Genomic DNA, 19078 nt, shown 5'->3' with positions numbered 1-19078 from the left:
AAGGACGGAGCCTCGGCAACGCATAAGAAATGCGTGTCTTTATCGCAGCGTCTCCACCAGCCGCGCTGCCGTGCCGTCGGACAGCAGCATGCGTGTGAGCCGGCATCGGCTCGCGCGGATCGGCACCAGGTCCGAGCCGTTGGCGCGCGTCTCCGCCTCGACAGCGGGCGGGCAGGCGAGATCGAACCAGCCAAGCCGTTCCAGACCATCCTCGATCCGCGCGAGATCTTCGGTGATGAAGGGCCAGAGCGACTTGCCCATCAAATCGTCCGCGTCGCACCCCCATTCAGCGCTGCGAACCGGCGAGAGCGCGAGCAAGCGATGGCTGTGATCGCACATCAGATGCACGCCCCGGCCATGCTGCGCGACCAGACGTGCGAGAGCAGCGTCGCCCGCGCTCGTCAGACGGGCACCGACCAGCGCTTCCACGCGGGCGCGCTGGGCGAGCTCCATCGTCTGCGTGCCACTCTCCCAGCGGGAAATGGTGGACTGGGCCACGCCCAACAGCTCGGCGGCGTGCAACTGCTTCACCCGATTGAGCACGCGCCACCGCCTGAGGGCAGGGCCGAGCGATGGCTGGGGCGTCAGCATGGATTATTTCTAGCATCGCGTCATCTTGGCGACACGCACGATCTGGTTCGAAGCTCGCGTCAAGGCGCACAGCCACCGGTCCGTCTATCAAGAAGATTAGCTTACCTGGCCGACGGTCACGGACCCGAGACCGAGCCATGCGGCCATGCGCTCCAGCTCCGGGAGGAGGCGGTCGAGAGTGTCTGTAGGGGCGCCGGGTTCGATCGTGATGCGATGGGCGCGTAGCTGGCCTGCTTGGCGGTCCGCCTTCAGATCGACGCGAGCGACCAGGGCTTCGTCGAGCAGGAAGGGCAGCACATAATAGCCATGTGTGCGCTTGCTCTGCGGCACATAAATCTCGATGCGGAAGCGGAAGCCGAACAGCCTTTCCGCGCGGTCGCGCTCCCACACCAGCGGATCGAAAGGGGCGAGCAGCGCCGCGCCTCGGCCGCGGCGAGGCACGCGGGCGTCGCGATGCAGCCACGCCTTCGCCGGCCAGCCGCGCACATTGACCGGCAGAAGCACGCCAAAGTCTGCCAGGCTGGCGATGGCGTGGTCGGCTTCGGCGGGCTTCAGACGGAAATAGTCCCGCAGCTCGGCACTGGTGGCGATGCCGAGCGCCCGCGCACTGCGCTCGATCAAGGCCTGCTGAGCGGTTGCAGCGTCAGGCGTCGGCAGGTCCAGGATGCCTTGGGGCAGCACGCGCTCCGTCAAATCATAGACACGAGCGAAGCTACCCCGGCGCGTGGCGGTCGTGATCTTGCCGGACCAGAACAGCCATTCCAGCGCGTGCTTGACGTGGCTCCATTCCCACCAGCCGCTCTTGCTCGATCCATGCTCGAAATCGGCGGCGGTGAGCGGGCCTTCCGCGGTAATGCGGTCGAGGATCGCCTGCGCCTCGGGCCGCCGTTCGCCCGCGAACTCGCGCAGCGCTCTGTAGCCGATCTCGCCACGCTCCGCGCGCGCCATGCGCCAGCGCAGCAGGGGGTGCAGCTCCAGCGGCAGCAGTGACGCTTCATGGGCCCAATATTCGAACATGCGCCGCTGCCGCTTCGGACCCCAGGCAAGGCGTTCCAGCAGCGCCCGGTCGTAGCTGCCCAGCCGCGAAAAGGCCGGCAGGTAATGGGCGCGCGTCAGCACGTTGACGCTGTCGATCTGGAACAGATTGAGTCGGTCTAGCGTGGCGAGGAGCCGGCCGGCGTTCGGCGCCGGAGGCTTGCTCAATCCGAAGCCTTGCGCGGCGAGGGCGATCCGCCGCGCGTCGGCAAGTGAAATCTCCTCGATCACGCCCCCTGATGACGCATCTGCGTCAGCGGTCGAAGCCCAGGAAAACAGCGGCCTCCTCGACCGGCTTGCGCTCGGAGACCACCGCATTGGCCGGGAAGCTATCGTCCGGCCAACCAAGAGCGATGCTCTTCATGATCACTTGCTCGTCCGGGATGCGGGCATGCTCCCGCACCACCGGCGACTGCATGATGCCCTGGCTGTTGATCACGGCGCCCAGCCCCCGCGACCAGGCGGCGTTCACCAGGGCGTTTGCGACCGCGCCGCAATCGAAAGCGGTGTCGTCGCTGTCGGCCAGCTCGCGATCATAGGTAATGATCACGCACACGGGGGCGTCGAACTGGCGAAAGCCGCGCATCACCCAGTCTTGGCGCCGCTCGGCATCGTCGCGCTTGATCCCCATCGCGGCGAAAAGCTGTTTGGCGACGCCGATCTGACGTTCGCGATGTCGGCCGGTGAAGGGCTGTCCGGTGCGGAACTCGCGGGACTGGGGGATGCCGGCAAGCATGCGTTCGGTGTTGCCCGCGCGGATGCGGTCGAGGGGCTCCCCCGTGATCACGTGGAAATACCAGGGCTGAGTGTTCATCGACGACGGCGCGCGCATCGCGAGTCGCAATATCTCTTCGATGAGCCCGCGGGGTACCGGGTCGGGCTTGTAGCCGCGGATACTGCGCCGCCCGAGTACGACTTCATCGTACGTCATGTGACGACGATCGGCCTAAAAGGGAACGTCGTCGTCCAGGTCGCTGTCGAACGGGCTCGGTCCGCCGCGACCGGCGCCGCCGCCGCGTCCACCGCCGAAGCCGCCCGAGGGCGTCGCGCCGCTGCCGCCAAAATTGCCGCGCTCTTCGCCGCCCCAGCTGCTGCCGCCACCACCGCCGCCGTCCCGGCCGCCGAGCAGCACCAGTTCGCCTCGGAAGCGCTGCAACACCACTTCGGTCGTGTATTTCTCGTTGCCGTTATTGTCGGTCCATTTGCGCGTCTGGAGCTGGCCTTCGAGATAAACGCTTGAGCCCTTGCGCAGATATTGCTTGGCGACGCGGCCCAGATTTTCGTTGAAGATGACGACGCGGTGCCATTCGGTCTTTTCCTGCTGGCCGCCGTCCCGGTCCTTCCAGCGCTCGGTCGTGGCGACGTTGAAGTTCACCACTTCGCCGCCATTGTTCATCGATCGCGCTTCCGGATCGGCACCGAGATTGCCGACCAGAATCACCTTGTTCACGCTGCCTGCCACGTCAGGACTCCCCGTCTTCGTTTCTTCTCCCTTATCCGTTCGCTTCGAGCGAAGTCGAGAAGCGTATCTCGACTTCGCTCGATACGAACGGGGATAAGTCGCTCAGAGACCGAGCGCGGTTGCCGTCCAGTAGGTCGCGCCCGCCGCCAGATAAGCGATAGCGAACAGATAGCCGACCATGAAGCCCGGCCATCTCCAGCTGTTCGTCTCCCTTCGGGTGACCGCGATCGTGGAGATGCACTGCGGCGCGAAGACGAACCAAGCGAGGAAGGCGAGGGCGGTGGGGAGCGGCCAGGCGGTGCTCAGCCGGTCTTCCAGCGCGGTTGCCGCCTGCTCTTCGTTTGGCGCGTCGATCGCATAGACGGTGGCGATCGCGGACACGGCGATCTCGCGCGCCGCCATGGCCGGTAGCAGCGCCAGCGCGATCTCGTGATTGAAGCCGATCGGACGCACGACGGTCTTGATGCCGGACGCGATCCGGCCGGCGACTGAATATTCACTCTGCTTCACGCCCTCCGGCGCCTTGGGGAAGGAGGCGAGCGCCCAGAGCAGCACGGTCGTGAACAGGATGATCGTGCCGGCGCGCTTCAGAAAGGCCTCTGCGCGCTGCCACAGGCCGATCGCGATGTCGGAAAAGCGCGGCCATTGATATTTCGGCATCTCCATCATGAAGCCAGCACCGCGCCCTCTCGTCAGTGTCCGCCGCAGCACAAGCGCGGCAAGGAAGGCGCCGAGCACGCCCGCGACGTAGAGACCGAACAGGACAAGTCCCTGGAGTCCGATACCGGGTGCCAGGCTCCGGTCCGGAATGAAGGCTGCGATGATCAGCGTATAGACGGGCAGCCGCGCCGAGCAGGTCATCAGCGGCGCGATGAGGATCGTCGTCAGCCGGTCCTTGGGATCGTCGATCGTCCGGGTCGCCATGATCCCCGGCACGGCGCACGCAAACGAAGATAGGAGGGGGATGAACGCGCGTCCGGACAGGCCGACGCGCGCCATCAGCCGGTCCATCAGGAAGGCGGCGCGGACCATGTAGCCGCTCGCTTCCAGCACCAGGATGAAGAGGAACAGGATCAGGATCTGCGGCAGGAAGACGATCACCGCGCCGACGCCGGCGAGCACGCCCTCGATCAGCAGCGCGCGCAAGGCATTGTCGGGCAGGTTGGCAGCCGCCCAGCCGCCCAGCGCCTCGATGCCGCCCTCGATCCAGCCGATCGGTGCTTCGGACCAGGTGAAGACGGCCTGAAACATCACGAACAATATCGCGGCGAGCAGCAATGGGCCGATGACCGGGTGCAGGGCTACCGCGTCGATCGAGTGGGTGAAGCGGCGAGCGGGGCTTTCCGAGACAATCGCCTTCCGCGCCAGCTCTCGAGCCCGGCGCTGGACGGAAGCGAGCGCTTCGATCGATCTTTCGACCTTCGGCGTGGCGGTGACATCGCCGACTGCGTCAGCGACCGCGGCACGCAGTTCGTCGAGTCCCCGGCGGCGCACCGCCACGGTCGGGATCACCGGCACGCCGAGCTCCGTTTCGAGCAGCTTGGGGTCGATTTCCAGCCCATCGCGCTTGGCGAGATCGATCATGTTCAGCGCGATCACGATCGGCAGCCCCAATGCGATCAGCTGCATCGCGAAGCGCAGGTGGTTATCCAGGTTGGATGCGTCCAGCACCACGATCATGGCCGCTGGCTGGCGCTCGCCGGCCTGGCGGCCGAGGATTACGTCACGGGTCACCGCTTCGTCTGGGCTGGCAGGTTCGAGGCTATAGGCGCCGGGGAGGTCGACCAACTCGACCGGCCGGCCGTCCGGCAGCGCGAAGCGACCCGAATGCCGCTCGACGGTGACGCCCGGATAATTGCCGACTTTCTGCCGTGCGCCGGTCAGCGCATTGAACAGCGAGGACTTGCCGGCATTGGGATTGCCGACCAGCGCGACCAGCGGAGCAGGGTTCACGGGACCAGCGCAACGCGGATGGCGCTGGCCTGGGCGCGGCGGATCGCAACCGTCATACGCCCGACGCGGCAGGCGAGCGGATCGCGGCCGAAAATGCTGCCGCTGTGCAGCGTCTCGACTGTCACCCCTTCATCAAAGCCGAGTTCGCGGAGCCTCTTGCCCTCCGCTTCGCTGAGCGCAGACCAGTCGATGCTATGGATATGGGCCGCCTTCCGGAGCGGAAGATCGCAAAGCTGCATGCCGCTTCTCTACGGATGCTGCGAACGATTATCAATAAGGGCTTTTGCCTAGACCGCCGGGTAGCGGAGACGGCCGATGAAGCGCGACAGGCTCGGCCGGTGGTCGCTCCGCGCCTTCCAGTCGGCCTTGAGGCGCTCGAACTGCATCACATTGTCGATCCGGCGCTCGAGAAAGGCGCGCGTGTCGCTCAGATCCGCCGTCTCGTCGTCCAGCAGCGCGAGCACGGTCGACGCATAGACTGCGCCCAGCGTCGCCCGTTTGGTATAATGGTTGAAATCGGTCGCGGTGTCGCCCGCCAACCGCCACATCAGATCGACCGCGCGCCAGCCCATCTGCGCGGCGCGGTAGGCATTTTGCGGCATGGCGAGAATCGCGAGTGCGCGACGCAATGCCTCGCGCTCGGGCGCGACGATTTCGATCCGCGCCCACACCAACTCGGTGACCCGTCCGCGAACCTTCATCGCGGCGAGCCGTTCGACCGGCAGGCGCGCCGCCATGGCGTGATCGACCGAACGGAACCAGGCGTCGATCATCTGGACGGCGCCGTCTTTGAAGGCGAGGCGAGCGATATTCTTGTCCACGCCGGACTGTTCGGCGGCAAGCTCAACCGCTACAGGCGTCCACCCGTCGAAGGCGGCATTGGCGGGGAGCAGCGGCGCCAGGTGCGCCCTGATCTCGTCGAGCGTCGGATCGTCCGGAAGCGCTGTCATAGTCCCTCATCTAGGCCTCGGTTGCGGTGCGGCCAAGAGCGGTGACAGGAATCTCCGGCCATGCTAGCCGGGCCTAGCCATCAACGACATAAAGAGGGGCGTCTCATGGCCAAATTCTTCTCGAACCTGCATGCGGTCCTCGCGGCGGGCTTTGCGTTGCTGCTGATCGTCATCTTCGCGCTGCACGGCGATGCGTTCAATGATCAGTATCTGAATATCTTCTTCCGCTTCCTGCACGTCTGGTTCGGCATCATCTGGATCGGCCTGCTTTACTATTTCAACTTTGTGCAGATCCCGACCATGCCGAAGGTGCCCGCCGAGCTGAAGCCGGGCGTGTCGAAGTTCATCGCTCCGTCCGCGCTGTGGTTCTTCCGCTACGGTGCGCTGCTGACGGTGCTGACCGGCCTGGCGATCGCCGGCATGCCGGGCCTCAATGAACCTTATCTCATCGAAGCGCTGACCTTCCAGGAAGGCTATCGGGTGATCGGCCTGGGCATGTGGCTGGCGCTGATCATGGCGTTCAACGTCTGGTTCGTGATCTGGCCCAACCAGAAGCGCGCGCTGGGGATCGTCGAAGCGGACGACGCCACCAAGGCGAAGTCGGCGACGACCGCAATGATGTTCAGCCGCATCAACACCCTGCTGTCGATCCCGATGCTCTATTGCATGGTGACCCAGTTCTACCTCGCGCGGTAGATCTCAGTCGGCCGGTGGCACCGGGCTTGCCGCCGGCCGTCTGACCAACACCATCGCGAACGCGATCAGCGCGGCGCCGATCCAGTCGAGCGGCGCCAGCGTCTCGCCATACATGCCCCAGCCGATCGCCGCCGCGACGACCGGCTGCGTCAGAAAGGCTAGGCCGGTGACCAGCGGCGGGACATGGCCCATCGCATAGACGAGCAGGCCTTGCCCAATCAGCTGACTGCAAAGCGCTAGACCGATCAGCGGACCCCAAGTCTCGGGCCATATTGTCTCGCCGAGAATCCGCGCGAACACGCAGAGCGGCAGAATGCCGGCGATGGTGGACAGCGCCAGCACCGGCCAAGCCTGCAAGCTGGCGCGCGCACGGTCGATCGCGATTAGGTAAAAAGTATAGAGAATGCCCGCGAGCAGACACAGCAGGTCGCCGACGAGGTTTTCGTGCGACAGCTCGTAGGAACGGCCGAGCAGCAGTGCCCCTCCGATCGTCGCCAGCAACAGCGCCAGACCTTGGCCAAGGGACGGCCAAGCACGCGCGACGAGGAAGCCGTATAGCGGAAAGATAAGGCTGGCCGAGTTGCCGAGCAGCGTCGCATTGGCAAGCTTAGTCTTCAGGATTCCGAGATGCCAAGTGCCCAGGTCCGCGGCGAAGAACAGCCCGCCCAAGCCAATGGCGGCCGCCATGGCCCAGCCGACCCGCCCGACGCGCTGACCCGTGACTCGCGTGAGCAGCAGCAATAGGGGCGCTGCAAGCGCGAGCCGCCAGAAGGCGGATGCGACCGGTCCGACATGGGAGTCGGTTTCCGCCAATCTGACGAATAAGGGGCCGAACGCCAGGGCGATGTTCCCCGCCAGCAGCGCGGCGAAGGCGAGAGTGCTTACACCTTCGAAACTTTTTCTTGGACGATCGGACCGATGCATGGCGCCCCATAGCCACCTATCTCCGATGCGCAAAAGGAGACCCGAAGATGGCGAGCCTGTTCGATCCGATAAAGCTGGGCGCTGTGAGCGCGCCCAACCGCATTCTGATGGCGCCGCTGACCCGCGGCCGCTCGAGCCGCGAGCATGTGCCCAGCGAGCTGATGCCGACTTACTATGCGCAGCGCGCGTCCGCCGGCCTGATCATCAGCGAGGCGACCGGCATCAGCCAGGAAGGTCTTGGCTGGCCCTTCGCCCCCGGCATCTGGTCGGACGAGCAGACCGAGGCCTGGAAGCCGGTGACCGACGCCGTGCACCGCGCCGGCGGCCGCATCTTCATCCAGCTCTGGCATATGGGCCGGCTGGTGCATCCGAGCTTTCTGGGCGGCGCACAGCCGGTGTCGTCCTCCGCCACGACGGCGCCCTTCAAGGCGCACACCTATGACGGCAAGCAGCCCTATGCCGAGGCGCGGGCGCTGCGGCTCGACGAGTATCCCAGGCTGCTGAACGATTATCGCCGCGCCACCCGCAACGCCAAGGCGGCGGGTTTCGACGGCGTCCAGATCCACGCCGCCAACGGCTATCTGATCGACCAGCATCTGCGGGACAATGCGAACTTTCGCACAGATGCCTATGGCGGCAGCCCGGAGAACCGCATTCGCCTGCTACGCGAAGTCGCCGAAGTTGTGGCCGGCGAGATTGGCGCCGATCGTACTGCCGTGCGCCTGTCGCCCAACGGCAACAGCCAGGGCGTCGAGGACAGCAATCCCGGCGCGGTCTTCCCGCTGGCAGCCAAGGCGCTGGGCGAGATCGGCATCGCCTTCCTGGAACTGCGTGAGCTCTCGCCCGCAGGGACGTTTGGCGCGTCCGACCAGCCCAAGGTCTCGCCGCTGATCCGTCCGGTGTTCGACGGCCAGCTGGTGCTTAACCAGGATTACGATCTGGAACGCGCCGAAGCGGACCTGGCAAGCGGCATCGCCGACGCGATCAGCTTCGGCCGGCCCTTCATCTCCAATCCCGACCTTGTGGAACGGCTACGCTCCGGAGCGGAGCTTACACCCGACGATATGGCCAGGTGGTACAGCCATGGGCCCGAGGGCTATATCGATTATCCGATGGCGCAGAAAGCGGCGGCGTAGCGAAGCTCCTCCCCGGGACGGGGAGGTGGAGCGCGTCAGCGCTGACGGAGGGGCGCGCCGCCCGCTCCGCACTCAGTGGCGCCCCCCTCCACCACGCCGCTTCGTGCCGCGGTCCCCCTCCCCGTCCCGGGGGAGGATTAACGAGTTGGCACGAACCGCACCGGCAGACCGTCCCGCGGTCGGGGGATCGGAAAATACTGCCAGCTCTCGCCAGCGCCTGGCGCCAGCTCGATGCGGTAGCGCCGCAGCAGGTGGGTCATCAGGATGCGGATCTGCATCGTCGCAAAGTGCAGGCCGAGGCACATATGGGCGCCGCCGCCGAACGGCACCCAGGCATATTTGTGCCGTCCGCGTGACGCTTCTGGGGTGAAACGCATCGGGTCGAACTTCTCCGGCTCCGGCCAATGCTCCGGCATCCGGTGGGTGTAGGCGATGCTGATGCCGACGAAGCTGCCGGCAGGTATCTTGTAGCCGCGGAACTCGAAGTCTCGCAGCGCCCGGCGCGGCATGGACGGCACAGGCGGCACCATGCGCAGCGCTTCCTTGAAGGCATATTCGGTCAGCACCAGCCGGTCGAGCTGGCCATAAGGCACGCCCTCATCGTCATTGAGGCCGAGCGACGCGATCTCTTCGCGTAGTTTGTCCTGCCATTCGACATTGCGTCCGAGCAGCATGATCAGGCTGGTCGCGGACGAGGTGATGGTGTCGTGCGCCGCCATCATCAGGAAGTTCATGTGATCGGCGATCGCCTGGTCTGACAGTGGCTGGCCGTCCTCGTCCACCGCCCGGCAGAAGAGCGAAAAAAAGTCCTGACCCTCACCGTTCCGCCGCTTGGGGATCTCGCGGAGGAACAGGTTCATCAGATATTCGCGCGCCTTGACCCCCTTGTGCATCGCCGTGCCCGGGATCGGCAGGCGGATCGGCGCCACCGAGGCCTGGACCTCGTCGACGAACGCCTTGTTGATCCTGGTTGCTTCCGGCCCAAGCTCCATACCGAGAAAGCTTTCCGCGGCGAGATCAAGGCTGAGCGCCTTGATCGCGTCGTAGAAGCGGATCGGCTTGCCCTGCCATTCGCTCACCGCGCGCGCGATGCCGCGGTTCAGCTGTTCGGCGTAATGCCGCATCGGCTCGGGCTTGAATGCGACCGACAGAGTGCGCCTGTCCGCCCGGTGCTTGTCGAAGTCCATTAGCATCAGCCCGCGCGGAAAGAGCAGGTTGAGCATCGGGCCCCAGCCCTGTTCGGACGAGAACAGCCGGTCGCGGTCGAACAGGACGAGTTCGTTGGCTTCCGGCCCGATCAACTGGATGGTTGGGCCGCCGAACGCGTTGTTGCGATAAACCTGGCCATATCTGGCGACCATGCCGTTGCCGAAGGTGACCGGGTCCTTCAGCAGTTTCAGCGTGTTGCCGACGAGCGGCCAGCCATTCTCGCCGGGAATATGCTCGACCGTCCGCTTCGGGTTGAGCGGAAGCCAATGCGGATTGGCCTCGATCGTATGCGCATGGGCCATGAGCGGACTCCCGGACAACTGACAGGAGTGTAGCTAAAACGGGTTGCAGTTAACAACCCGTTTGTCAGGCGCCGAAGCGATCCTTCAGCGCCAGCATGGCGAGGGCCGCCTTGGCCGCTTCGCCGCCTTTATCCTTTTCGGTCCGCCTGGCGCGAGTGAGAGCCTGCGCCTCATTCTCGACGGTCAGGATGCCGTTGCCGATCGCGAGGCCGTCGAGCGTCAGCGCCATAATGCCGCGCGCGCTTTCGTTCGAAACGACTTCGAAATGATAGGTCTCGCCGCGAATTACCACGCCGAGCGCGACGAACGCGTCGTAGCGTCCGGTCTCGGCGGCGAGCGCGATCGCTGCCGGCACTTCAAGGGCTCCGGGCACGGTGACCGTCTCGTGCGAATGGCCGTTCGCCTCCAGTACGGTGCGAACGCCATCCAATAACAGGTCGTTCAAGTGATCGTAAAAGCGCGCTTCGACGATGAGGATGTTGGCCATTTTTCTCCTTCTCGTCATTGCGAGGAGCGCAGCGACGAAGCAATCCAGTGATCACGAATGCGGAGCTGGATTGCTTCGCTCCGCTCGCAATGACGAAGGCCTATTCCCCGCCTGTGCCCGGTATCGGCTGTTCGCCGACGATGGAAAGGCCATAGCCCTCAAGGCCGACCAGCGTATGATGCGTGTTGGTGAGCAGCACCATGTCGTGCACGCCCAGTTCGGCGAGGATTTGCGCGCCGATGCCATAGTCGCGCAGCTCCTCGACTTCAGGCGCACCGGCGCTTTTGCCTTCGGCACGAAGCTGCATGAAGCGGCTGACAATGCCTTTCATCGGCTTGTTGATCACGACGATCACGCCCGCGCCCGCCTCGCCGATCACTTCCATCGACCGCGACAGCAGGCCGGCGCGCTCATTCTCCTCGCCGAACACATCGACGAACATCGACATGGTGTGCATGCGGACGAGCGTGGGCTTGGCGGGATCGACCTTGCCCTTTTGCAACGCGATCAGCTCGTCGCCGGTGACCTTGTTGACGAAGGTGAGCGCCTTCCAGTCGCCGCCCCAGCGGCTGTGAAAGTTCATCTCCGCACGCTTCTCGACCAAGTGGTCGTGGCGGCGGCGATAGGCGATCAGGTCGCGGATCGTGCCGATCTTCAGATTGTGCAGCTGGGCAAAAGCGACGAGATCGTCGAGACGCGCCATGGTGCCGTCATCTTTCATGATCTCGCAGATCACGCCGGAAGGGTTCAGCCCCGCCAGCCGCGACACGTCGACGGCCGCTTCGGTATGCCCGGCGCGCACCAGCACGCCGCCGTCTCGCGCAACGAGGGGGAACACATGGCCGGGCGTGACGATGTGCTCCGGGCCCTTGGACGCGTCGATCGCAACCGCGATGGTGCGCGCCCGGTCGGCAGCGGAGATACCGGTGGTGACGCCGTCCCGCGCCTCGATCGACACGGTGAAGGCGGTCTCGTGCCGCGTGCCGTTGTTGCGGCTCATCAGCCCCAGGCCGAGCTGATCGACGCGGGCCTTCGACAGAGCAAGGCAGATCAGGCCGCGGCCGTGCTTCGCCATGAAGTTGATTGCGTCGGGCGTCGCCATTTGCGCGGGGATGACGAGATCGCCTTCATTCTCCCGATCCTCGTCATCGACCAGGATGAACATGCGGCCGTTGCGCGCCTCGTCGATAATCTCTTCGGGCGCTGACAAATAGGCGTGCCTGAGGCGGCTGACTTCAGCGTTTGCCACGATAATATTCCATTCGCTGGAGGTAGCGGGCGAGAACGTCGATCTCGATGTTGACGACCTGGCCCTGCTGCAACGCGCCGAGCGTCGTCACCGCCTGAGTGTGCGGGATCAGGTTGATCGAGAAATGGGTGCTGCCGTCCGGCTGATCGGCGACCTCGTTGACCGTCAGCGACACCCCATCGACCGTAACCGACCCCTTGGGTGCGATGAACGGCGCGAGTTCCGAGGGCACGCGGAATTCGATGCGCTGCGAGTCGCCTTCCGGGCGGATGCCGACCGCTTCCGCCACGCCATCGACATGGCCAGTGACGATATGTCCGCCGAGTTCGTCACCCAACTTCATGGCGCGTTCGAGGTTGAGCTTTCGGCCTGCTGTCCATTGGCCTTGCGCCGTGCGGCTGACCGTCTCGCCCGAGATATCGACGGCGAACCAGCCGGGGCCCTTGTCCACGACCGTCAAGCAGACACCCGAACAGGCTATGGAGGCGCCGAGATCGATTGTGTCCGTGTCGTAGGCCGTGCGCACCACCGCGCGCGTGTCGCCACGCTGCTCGACGGACTCGATCGTCCCGACGTCTGTGATGATCCCGGTGAACATATGTCAGCGCTGTCGCAGGTAGACCTCAAGCCAGTCGCTGCCAAGCATCCGCGCGTCCGTGAGTTTCCACCGCCCGTGTGCATCGGCGAGGCTGCTGAGGCCGATGTCGCCGAGCGAAGCCTTGCCGGCGCCGATCAGGATTGGCGCGCGGTAGAGGAGGAGGCGGTCGATCAGGTCGCCGCGGAGGAAGGCGGCGGCGGCCTGCGCTCCGCCTTCGACAAGGAGGTGGTCGCAGGGGAGGGCGGAGATTTGGTCCGGCGACTGCAGCCAAACTTCGTCATTCCCGCGAAAGCGGGAGTCCAGTCCTTCTTCTACGACTCCTGGGTCCCCGCTTTCGCGGGGATGACGAGACAAGACAATGCGGCTCGGCGACCGCTCCTGCAGCCTCTCGAGTCGCACATCCAGCTTGGGCTGATCGATCTCCCAAGTGCCGCGACCGACCAGGATTGCCTCATGCCGGCTTCGCTCCAGATGGGCATGTGCCCTTGCCGCTTCGCCCGTGATCCAACGGCTGGTCCCATCCGCGAGCGCAATGCAGCCGTCGAGCGATGTGGCGAGCTTCAGCGTGACCGAGGGACGCCCAAGCTCTTGACGCGCAAGGAAGCCCGGCGCGGTGCGGCGGGCATCATCCTCCCGAACGCCGGTCAGCGCTTCCAATCCGGCAGCATTCAGCCGCGCAAACCCGCCGCCCGCGGTCCGTGGATCGGGATCGGTCATGGAGGCGACGACGCGGCTCACTCCCGCTGCGACGATCAGATCGGCACAGGCCGGGCCGCGTTCGCTTACATGCGCGCAGGGCTCGAGCGTAACATAGAGCGTTGCGCCGCTCGCCCTGTCACCGGCCTGCGCCAAGGCCATTGCCTCGGCATGCGGGCGACCGCCTGGCTGGGTCCAGCCGCGGCCGACCACGCGTCCATCCTTGACGACGACGCAACCGACATTGGGATTGGGCGTGGTCCGCCCGCGGCCGCGCCCGGCGAGCGCCAGCGCGGCGCCCATCCAGCGCGCGTCGTCGCTCAGAAGCCCCACCGGGTCAGCGCATCGTCGATCTTCTTGAGCGCGCGCTTATTCTCGTCGCGGCGCTTCTGTTCCGCCGCCTCGCGCGCCGCACGATTTTTCGCGTCCGCTTTCTGTGCGGCGACGATCTCCGCATCGGTGCGGTTCAATGGCCAGCTTTCGACATATTGCACGTCCCGCTTCCACGGTTTCTCGAGATCGCCGGAGTCGAGATAGAAGCCGGTGATCAGCGTGACGGTGATGAAGACCGAAAGAAAGGCGAAGATCACTTCATGCTTCTGCCGCGTGGCCAGAAAGCTGCGCAGATCCTTCAGGCCGATAAGCGGATTGTAGCGGCGGAAGCGGGACATGGGCGGAAGATAGGGGCGTCACGCCCCGCTTGCCAGTCTCAGGACCTGATCTCGAACCTGACCGTCATCTGCTTCCAGCTTTCGACCGCCAGACCGTCGCGGGTCGCGGGCCTGAAGCGCCACTTCCGCAAGGCCTGCCGTTCCGTCGCATCGGCGAAGAGCGGATCGTCGGCGGAGATGATCGCCACCTGCTTCACCCGTCCGTCGGCGCCGATCAGCACCCGCACCACGGCCTTGCCCTCGACGCCGGTGCGCAGCAGCTGTGGCGGATAGGGCGGCTGGAAGTCGCGCATGGCGCTCGGCACCGGCACGGCGTCGACCATGACGGGATTTGGCGCCGGGGTAGGCGTCGGCTCCACGCGCGGCTGGATCACCGTCTCACCGGTGCCCGTCCCGCCGAGGGGCGGCAGCGAAGGCGTGCTGTCGATCAACGGGCGCTCGCCGGCAGGCTGGCTCGGGACCTGCCGAGGCGGGACGAAGGGCGCGGGCTCAGGCTGCTTCGTCTCCGGTTGCGTGTCCTTGGCCGGTTCGGGCGGGGGCGGCTCGGTGATCGGGATCAGCGGAATCGCGCCGGGCGGGATAACCACCACGCCGGTCTTTGCCAGCATCAGCGCCGTCACCGCGCCGAGATTGATCGCGATCGCCGCCGCCATCGCGACCGGATGACGCTGGCGCTGATTCAGAAATCCATCTGCAGTCATGACACCACACTCCTGTGACTCGGCCTCTGCGAACCGTGAGGAGATAATGTTACAACATCACATTATTGGCAAGCGACTTGTGGAGCGGCTTTGCTTCAAGCAGGAACGGCCAAGATGACTCATCCCGAACAGCAATATCTGGACGCCATGCGCGGCGCTTGGGCTGACGGCCATGAGCGCGTCGATCGCACCGGCGTCGGCACGCGGTCGCTGTTCGGCGTGACGATGCGGTTCGACCTGTCGGACGGCACCGTGCCGTTGCTGACCACCAAGCGCATCTTCTGGAAATCGGCGGTGAAGGAGCTGATCTGGTTCCTCTCCGGCGACACCAACATCCGCCCGCTTGTCGAACAGGGCGTGCATATCTGGACCGACTGGCCGCTCGACCGCTTTCGCCGGGAGACCGGGGAGGCGATCGACCGCGACGCTTTCGAGGCCCGCATCATCGAGGACGCGGCTTTCGCGGCGGAATGGGGCGATCTCGGCCCGGTTTATGGCAAGCAATGGGTGAGCTGGCCCGATGGGAAAGGCGGCACGATCAACCAGATCGAGAGGCTGGTGCACGGGCTGAAGCACAATCCAGCCTCGCGTCGCCACATCTTCACCGGCTGGAACGTGGCGGAGCTCGACCGCATGGCACTGCCACCCTGTCACATGACCTATCAATATCATGTCGCTGACGGCCGCCTTTCCGGCATCCTCTACCAGCGCAGCTGCGACCTGGGCCTGGGCTTCGGCTTCAACATCTTCGAGGCGTCGCTGCTGCTCCGCTGGCTGGCGCAGCAATGCGATCTGGAACCCGGCGAGATCGTCTGGATGGGCGCCGACGTGCACGTGTATCTGAACCATGAGCATTTGGTCGCGGAGCAGACCTCCCGCGAACCCCGGCCCTTTCCCAAGCTCGAGCTGCTGCGGCGGCCGGAGTCGATCTTCGGCTACAAGCTCGAGGATGTGGAGATCACCGGCTACGATCCGCACCCGCACATTGCGGCACCGGTAGCGGTGTGAAGCCGGAAATCATCTTCGTCATCGCGCGCGCCGAAAATGGCGTGATCGGTAGGGACGGTGCGCTGCCCTGGCGCATTCCGGAGGACCTGAAGCGGTTCAAGGCGCTGACCATTGGCGCGCCGATGATCATGGGGCGCAAGACGTTCGACAGCCTGCCCAGGCTATTGCCAAGTCGCCGTCACATCGTGCTGACGCGAGGCGCCTGGCAGGCCGAGGGAGCCGAAGTGGCGGGCAGCGTCGAGCAGGCCTTGGCTTTGGTGCAGGGTCCACGTGTGTCGATCGTCGGAGGGGCCGAAATCTACCGGCTGTTCGAACCGGTGGCAGACCGTATCGAGCTGACCGAAGTGCATGGCAGTCCTGAAGGCGATACATTCGTGCCGGCTTTCACCGGCTGGCGGGAAGCGGCGCGGGAGGATCATGAAGGATATAGCTTTGTCACGCTCGTCCGCTGAGCTGATAGCGCAGCCTTTCACGGACCATTCGGAGCTGTTCCGCGCACTCGCCGCCGAGCAGCCGGACAAGCTCGCGATTGCCGATGAGGAGCGGTCGATCAGTTGGGGCGAGCTCGACGCGCTGGTTGAGCGGATCGCGGCGCGGCTGCAGGCGGAAGGCGTCGGCAAGAGCAATGCGGTGGCGATCGTCGGGCTGAATTCGATTGCCTACGGCGCGGTGTTCCTGGCGGCGATCCGGACCGGGGCAGCAGCGGCGCCGCTGACCACCTCCGCCTCGTCCGACGCGCTCACCGCCATGCTCCGGGACAGCGGCTCGCGGCATTTGTTCGCCGATCCGGCAATCGAGATGGAACTACCGGCCGGAGTTGAACGGATTTCCCTGCACGCCCTCGACGATTGGCTGCCGCCCGAGAGCACGCGCGCCACGCCGGTGGAGGTCGGCCCCGAAGACCCGTTCAACATTATCTATTCGTCCGGCACGACGGGCACGCCCAAGGGCATCGTCCAGTCTCACCAGATGCGCTGGAACTACCTCGCGCGCGCCGGTGTGTATGACCGGAGCGCGGTGACCCTGCTGTCGACGCCGCTCTATTCGAACACGACTCTGGTCAGCTTCCTGCCGTGCCTGGGGTTCGGCGGCAGCGTCGTGCTGATGAAGAAGTTCGACCCGATCGGCTTTCTGGAGCTGTCCGAACGGTACCGCGTCACCCACACCATGCTGGTTCCGGCCCAGTATCGCCGGCTGATGGCGCTACCCGAGTTCGATCGCTTCGACCTCAGCAGCTACCGCCTGAAATTCTGCACCAGCGCGCCCTTCGCGCCGGAGCTGAAGCGCGACATCCTGAACCGCTGGCCGGGCGGGCTGATCGAGTTTTACGGGATGACCGAAGGCGGCGCCTCCTGCGTGCTGGTCGCCCACGAGTTTCCGGACAAGCTCCACACCGTCGGTCGGGTCGCGCCGAACAGCGAGATGAAGCTGATCGACGAAGAAGGGAACGAAGTGCCCCCGGGGGGCGTCGGAGAAGTGGTCGGTCGCGGACCGATGATGATGAGCGGCTATAAGGGACGCGAGGACGCCACCCGCGCCACCGAGTGGTTCGATCAGGACGGGCGGCGCTTCATCCGCCACGGCGATGTCGGCCGCTTCGACGAGGACGGGTTCCTGATCCTGATGGACCGCACCAAGGACATGATCATCTCGGGCGGGTTCAACATCTACCCCTCGGACCTCGAGGCGGTGCTTGCCGCCCAGCCGGGCGTGGTCGAGGCGGCGGTCGTCGGCGTGCCGCATCCGGATTGGGGCGAGACCCCAGTCGGGTTTGTCGTGCTGGCGGAAGGCGCCGATCGCGATGCGGTGCTCGCCGGGGCGAACGCAAAGCTGGGCAAGACGCAGCGCCTGTCGGCGCTGCACATCGTCGACCAGCTGCCCCGCAGCGCGATCGACAAGGTGCTCAAGCGAGAGCTGCGCGAGCGCCTCGCCGCCCGCTGATGCGGCGCCGAGCCGCTGCACCGGCAAGGCCGAAGCCGCCGATCATCAGTGCCCAGCTCGCCGGCTCCGGCACGGCTGCGGGAGCACCGAGCGTGATGCGTACGAAGCCGCTGCCCGCGCCCGTCGTGTTGGCGAATGACAGGCGGAAAATGCCATCGTCCTGGATCACCGCCCGCTGCTGTCCAAACGGATCGGACGGGATGCCGAAGACGAACTGGCTGGTGAACCCGGCGATCAGGTTCGGAGTCGCGGGTCTGTCGTCGAAGTCGAGCCCTTCAATCGTGTAGCGGATGTCCCCGATCGAGAAGTTCGAAAAGGCGTCGAACAGGATGTCGTTCTCGCCGATGTCGATGGCGAAGAAGTTGTCGCTATACTCGATCCCCGAGCCGACATTCGCCATAACCGTCTTGAAGACGGTGTGGCCCTGAACCCGCTTGACGACGACCGCGTCGCCGGTCAGCGCGGCCGAGGCGGGCGCCGCCGCGCCGAATAGCGCCGCGAGCACCGCAAGCTTGACTGATTTCATCTGTCACTCCCTTATCTTCTGGTGGCGCAGATCCTGGCCTGCGCTGGTGGGAGCTGCGTTAGGCAGGATCGTTTCGGCCCGACATACGGGCATCTACCTAGGCTCGAAGGGGGCAGCGGATGAGCAGTGACGCGGCATTCACGGGCTCGATCCCGGGTTTGTACGACCGGTGCCTGGGGCCCCTGCTGTTCGAGCCATATGCGCTCGACATGGCGGAAAGAGTGGCCGGGCTGCGGCCGGGACGCATTCTCGAGACGGCAGCGGGTACCGGGATCGTCACCGCGGCGCTGGCTGCGGCTTTGCCGGACGCGGAGATCGTCGCGACCGACCTCAATCAAGCGATGCTCGACGTGGCGGCGGAGCGGGTGCGCTCGCCACGCGTCTCGTTTCGCGCCGCCGATGCGCAGCAGCTGCCGTACGAGGACGATGCCTTCGACGCGCTGGTCTGCCAATTCGGCTTCATGTTCTTTCCCGACCGCGCCGCCGGATATGGCGAGGCGCGCCGGGTGCTGAGGCCTGGCGGCGCCTTGCTGTTCAACGTCTGGGACTCGCTCGCGCAGAACCCAATTCCGGAGCGGGTCGAGGTGGCGGTGGCGGCGCTGTTCCCGGGCGATCCGCCCTCCTTCCTGGCCAGGGTTCCGTTCGGATATGCCGATGTGGCGCGGATCACGGACGAGCTGCGGAACGCCGGCTTTGGCGATGTGCGCGTGGAGACGGTGACCAGGCGTAGCCGCGGCATCCCGTCACAGGCGGCCGAAGGGCTGTGCCTGGGCAGTCCCCTCCGCGCCGAGATCGAGGCGCGGGACCCGGCCAGGCTCGGCGGGGCGGTGGCCGCCGCGACCGCTGCCTTGGCCGAGCTGGACGATCCGCTCGACCAGCCGATGGCGGCGCATGTGTTTGTCGCAACGGTCTGATCGGCGCTTCATTCCTGAGGACCGAAGCC

General features: G+C 65.6%; 21 protein-coding genes and 1 pseudogene. 6 read left to right on the top strand and 16 right to left on the bottom strand.

What is annotated here, in order from left to right; translation table 11 throughout:
• Nucleotides 1–39: 39 nt before the first annotated feature.
• The 7 genes from VGT77_RS00665 to VGT77_RS00635 form a co-directional block, all read right to left on the bottom strand.
• The gene (locus VGT77_RS00665; RefSeq protein ID WP_327458552.1) at nucleotides 40–591 is read right to left on the bottom strand and encodes a helix-turn-helix transcriptional regulator; all 552 of its coding nucleotides are present in this window, start codon (nucleotides 589–591) and stop codon (nucleotides 40–42) included.
• Between the two features lie 96 nt (nucleotides 592–687).
• Nucleotides 688–1857, bottom strand: coding sequence for a winged helix-turn-helix domain-containing protein (locus tag VGT77_RS00660; RefSeq protein WP_327458550.1), 1170 nt, complete (start codon nucleotides 1855–1857; stop codon nucleotides 688–690).
• A 22-nt stretch (nucleotides 1858–1879) separates the two neighbouring features.
• The gene (locus VGT77_RS00655; protein WP_327458548.1) at nucleotides 1880–2557 is read right to left on the bottom strand and encodes a nitroreductase; all 678 of its coding nucleotides are present in this window, start codon (nucleotides 2555–2557) and stop codon (nucleotides 1880–1882) included.
• Nucleotides 2558–2572: 15 nt separating this feature from the next.
• On the bottom strand, nucleotides 2573–3088 hold the full coding sequence (gene ssb / locus VGT77_RS00650; RefSeq protein WP_327458546.1) for a single-stranded DNA-binding protein: 516 nt from the start codon (nucleotides 3086–3088) through the stop codon (nucleotides 2573–2575).
• 102 nt (nucleotides 3089–3190) lie between these two features.
• Nucleotides 3191–5041, bottom strand: coding sequence for a ferrous iron transporter B (gene feoB / locus VGT77_RS00645; protein ID WP_327458544.1), 1851 nt, complete (start codon nucleotides 5039–5041; stop codon nucleotides 3191–3193).
• Nucleotides 5038–5280: a FeoA family protein gene (locus VGT77_RS00640; protein WP_327458542.1), complete on the bottom strand. Its 243-nt coding sequence runs from the start codon at nucleotides 5278–5280 to the stop codon at nucleotides 5038–5040. The genes feoB and VGT77_RS00640 overlap by 4 nt, the downstream gene beginning before the upstream one ends.
• Nucleotides 5281–5328: 48 nt before the next feature.
• On the bottom strand, nucleotides 5329–5991 hold the full coding sequence (locus tag VGT77_RS00635) for a COQ9 family protein (protein ID WP_327458540.1): 663 nt from the start codon (nucleotides 5989–5991) through the stop codon (nucleotides 5329–5331).
• Nucleotides 5992–6096: 105 nt separating this feature from the next.
• On the opposite strand from VGT77_RS00635, the gene VGT77_RS00630 reads away from it, so the two are divergent.
• Nucleotides 6097–6687, top strand: coding sequence for a urate hydroxylase PuuD (locus VGT77_RS00630; protein ID WP_327458538.1), 591 nt, complete (start codon nucleotides 6097–6099; stop codon nucleotides 6685–6687).
• Between the two features lie 3 nt (nucleotides 6688–6690).
• Here VGT77_RS00630 and VGT77_RS00625 read toward each other — a convergent pair whose 3' ends face one another.
• On the bottom strand, nucleotides 6691–7611 hold the full coding sequence (locus VGT77_RS00625) for a DMT family transporter (RefSeq protein ID WP_327458536.1): 921 nt from the start codon (nucleotides 7609–7611) through the stop codon (nucleotides 6691–6693).
• Between the two features lie 47 nt (nucleotides 7612–7658).
• On the opposite strand from VGT77_RS00625, the gene VGT77_RS00620 reads away from it, so the two are divergent.
• On the top strand, nucleotides 7659–8747 hold the full coding sequence (locus VGT77_RS00620; protein WP_327458534.1) for an alkene reductase: 1089 nt from the start codon (nucleotides 7659–7661) through the stop codon (nucleotides 8745–8747).
• A 137-nt stretch (nucleotides 8748–8884) separates the two neighbouring features.
• On the opposite strand, the gene VGT77_RS00615 is transcribed toward VGT77_RS00620, so the two are convergent.
• The 7 genes from VGT77_RS00615 to VGT77_RS00585 form a co-directional block, all read right to left on the bottom strand.
• On the bottom strand, nucleotides 8885–10258 hold the full coding sequence (locus VGT77_RS00615; protein ID WP_327458532.1) for a cytochrome P450: 1374 nt from the start codon (nucleotides 10256–10258) through the stop codon (nucleotides 8885–8887).
• Between the two features lie 64 nt (nucleotides 10259–10322).
• Nucleotides 10323–10745 carry a 6,7-dimethyl-8-ribityllumazine synthase gene (gene ribH / locus VGT77_RS00610; protein ID WP_327458530.1) on the bottom strand — a complete coding sequence of 141 codons (423 nt, stop codon included), beginning with the start codon at nucleotides 10743–10745 and terminating at the stop codon, nucleotides 10323–10325.
• Nucleotides 10746–10845: 100 nt separating this feature from the next.
• The gene (gene ribB / locus VGT77_RS00605) at nucleotides 10846–11997 is read right to left on the bottom strand and encodes a 3,4-dihydroxy-2-butanone-4-phosphate synthase (RefSeq protein ID WP_327458998.1); all 1152 of its coding nucleotides are present in this window, start codon (nucleotides 11995–11997) and stop codon (nucleotides 10846–10848) included.
• Nucleotides 11981–12592: a riboflavin synthase gene (locus tag VGT77_RS00600; RefSeq protein ID WP_327458528.1), complete on the bottom strand. Its 612-nt coding sequence runs from the start codon at nucleotides 12590–12592 to the stop codon at nucleotides 11981–11983. The genes ribB and VGT77_RS00600 overlap by 17 nt, the downstream gene beginning before the upstream one ends.
• Before the next feature lie 3 nt (nucleotides 12593–12595).
• Nucleotides 12596–13612, bottom strand: coding sequence for a bifunctional diaminohydroxyphosphoribosylaminopyrimidine deaminase/5-amino-6-(5-phosphoribosylamino)uracil reductase RibD (gene ribD, locus VGT77_RS00595; RefSeq protein WP_327458996.1), 1017 nt, complete (start codon nucleotides 13610–13612; stop codon nucleotides 12596–12598).
• On the bottom strand, nucleotides 13609–13959 hold the full coding sequence (locus VGT77_RS00590; protein ID WP_327458526.1) for a hypothetical protein: 351 nt from the start codon (nucleotides 13957–13959) through the stop codon (nucleotides 13609–13611). The genes ribD and VGT77_RS00590 overlap by 4 nt, the downstream gene beginning before the upstream one ends.
• Before the next feature lie 38 nt (nucleotides 13960–13997).
• Nucleotides 13998–14660 (bottom strand): TonB family protein, encoded by a 663-nt coding sequence (locus VGT77_RS00585; RefSeq protein WP_327458524.1) that lies wholly within the window; start codon nucleotides 14658–14660, stop codon nucleotides 13998–14000.
• 114 nt (nucleotides 14661–14774) lie between these two features.
• On the opposite strand from VGT77_RS00585, the gene thyA reads away from it, so the two are divergent.
• The 3 genes from thyA to VGT77_RS00570 are packed head-to-tail and all read left to right on the top strand — an operon-like array spanning nucleotide 14775 to nucleotide 17609.
• Nucleotides 14775–15668: a thymidylate synthase gene (gene thyA, locus VGT77_RS00580; RefSeq protein ID WP_327458522.1), complete on the top strand. Its 894-nt coding sequence runs from the start codon at nucleotides 14775–14777 to the stop codon at nucleotides 15666–15668.
• A complete protein-coding gene (locus VGT77_RS00575) occupies nucleotides 15665–16120 on the top strand; it encodes a dihydrofolate reductase (protein WP_327458520.1) in 456 nt (151 codons plus the stop codon). The genes thyA and VGT77_RS00575 overlap by 4 nt, the downstream gene beginning before the upstream one ends.
• On the top strand, nucleotides 16086–17609 hold the full coding sequence (locus tag VGT77_RS00570) for a class I adenylate-forming enzyme family protein (RefSeq protein WP_327458518.1): 1524 nt from the start codon (nucleotides 16086–16088) through the stop codon (nucleotides 17607–17609). Before VGT77_RS00575 ends, VGT77_RS00570 begins: the two co-directional genes overlap by 35 nt.
• On the opposite strand, the pseudogene VGT77_RS15560 reads toward VGT77_RS00570, so the two are convergent.
• Nucleotides 17572–17751 (bottom strand): annotated as a pseudogene (locus VGT77_RS15560) (PEPxxWA-CTERM sorting domain-containing protein); the annotation flags it as partial. The gene VGT77_RS00570 and the pseudogene VGT77_RS15560 overlap by 38 nt on opposite strands.
• 503 nt (nucleotides 17752–18254) lie before the next feature.
• Between VGT77_RS15560 and VGT77_RS00560 the strand changes: the two are divergent.
• Nucleotides 18255–19049: a class I SAM-dependent methyltransferase gene (locus VGT77_RS00560; protein ID WP_327458514.1), complete on the top strand. Its 795-nt coding sequence runs from the start codon at nucleotides 18255–18257 to the stop codon at nucleotides 19047–19049.
• Nucleotides 19050–19078: the final 29 nt, after the last annotated feature.

Source organism: Sphingomonas sp., from assembly GCF_035944535.1.
GTDB lineage: Bacteria > Pseudomonadota > Alphaproteobacteria > Sphingomonadales > Sphingomonadaceae > Sphingomonas_B.
Note: the sequence above shows the minus strand (reverse complement) of the source record. Positions and strands in the feature narration are given on the sequence as shown.

What these genes read in the sequence shown, in the direction of transcription:
- VGT77_RS00665 (WP_327458552.1), bottom strand. Translation starts at nt 591, where the DNA reads ATGCTGACGCCCCAGCCATCGCTCGGCCCTGCCCTCAGGCGGTGGCGC.
- VGT77_RS00655 (WP_327458548.1), bottom strand. Translation starts at nt 2,557, where the DNA reads ATGACGTACGATGAAGTCGTACTCGGGCGGCGCAGTATCCGCGGCTAC.
- VGT77_RS00640 (WP_327458542.1), bottom strand. Translation starts at nt 5,280, where the DNA reads ATGCAGCTTTGCGATCTTCCGCTCCGGAAGGCGGCCCATATCCATAGC.
- VGT77_RS00635 (WP_327458540.1), bottom strand. Translation starts at nt 5,991, where the DNA reads ATGACAGCGCTTCCGGACGATCCGACGCTCGACGAGATCAGGGCGCAC.
- VGT77_RS00630 (WP_327458538.1), top strand. Translation starts at nt 6,097, where the DNA reads ATGGCCAAATTCTTCTCGAACCTGCATGCGGTCCTCGCGGCGGGCTTT.
- VGT77_RS00625 (WP_327458536.1), bottom strand. Translation starts at nt 7,611, where the DNA reads ATGCATCGGTCCGATCGTCCAAGAAAAAGTTTCGAAGGTGTAAGCACT.
- VGT77_RS00620 (WP_327458534.1), top strand. Translation starts at nt 7,659, where the DNA reads ATGGCGAGCCTGTTCGATCCGATAAAGCTGGGCGCTGTGAGCGCGCCC.
- VGT77_RS00615 (WP_327458532.1), bottom strand. Translation starts at nt 10,258, where the DNA reads ATGGCCCATGCGCATACGATCGAGGCCAATCCGCATTGGCTTCCGCTC.
- ribH (WP_327458530.1), bottom strand. Translation starts at nt 10,745, where the DNA reads ATGGCCAACATCCTCATCGTCGAAGCGCGCTTTTACGATCACTTGAAC.
- VGT77_RS00600 (WP_327458528.1), bottom strand. Translation starts at nt 12,592, where the DNA reads ATGTTCACCGGGATCATCACAGACGTCGGGACGATCGAGTCCGTCGAG.
- VGT77_RS00590 (WP_327458526.1), bottom strand. Translation starts at nt 13,959, where the DNA reads ATGTCCCGCTTCCGCCGCTACAATCCGCTTATCGGCCTGAAGGATCTG.
- VGT77_RS00585 (WP_327458524.1), bottom strand. Translation starts at nt 14,660, where the DNA reads ATGACTGCAGATGGATTTCTGAATCAGCGCCAGCGTCATCCGGTCGCG.
- thyA (WP_327458522.1), top strand. Translation starts at nt 14,775, where the DNA reads ATGACTCATCCCGAACAGCAATATCTGGACGCCATGCGCGGCGCTTGG.
- VGT77_RS00570 (WP_327458518.1), top strand. Translation starts at nt 16,086, where the DNA reads ATGAAGGATATAGCTTTGTCACGCTCGTCCGCTGAGCTGATAGCGCAG.
- VGT77_RS00560 (WP_327458514.1), top strand. Translation starts at nt 18,255, where the DNA reads ATGAGCAGTGACGCGGCATTCACGGGCTCGATCCCGGGTTTGTACGAC.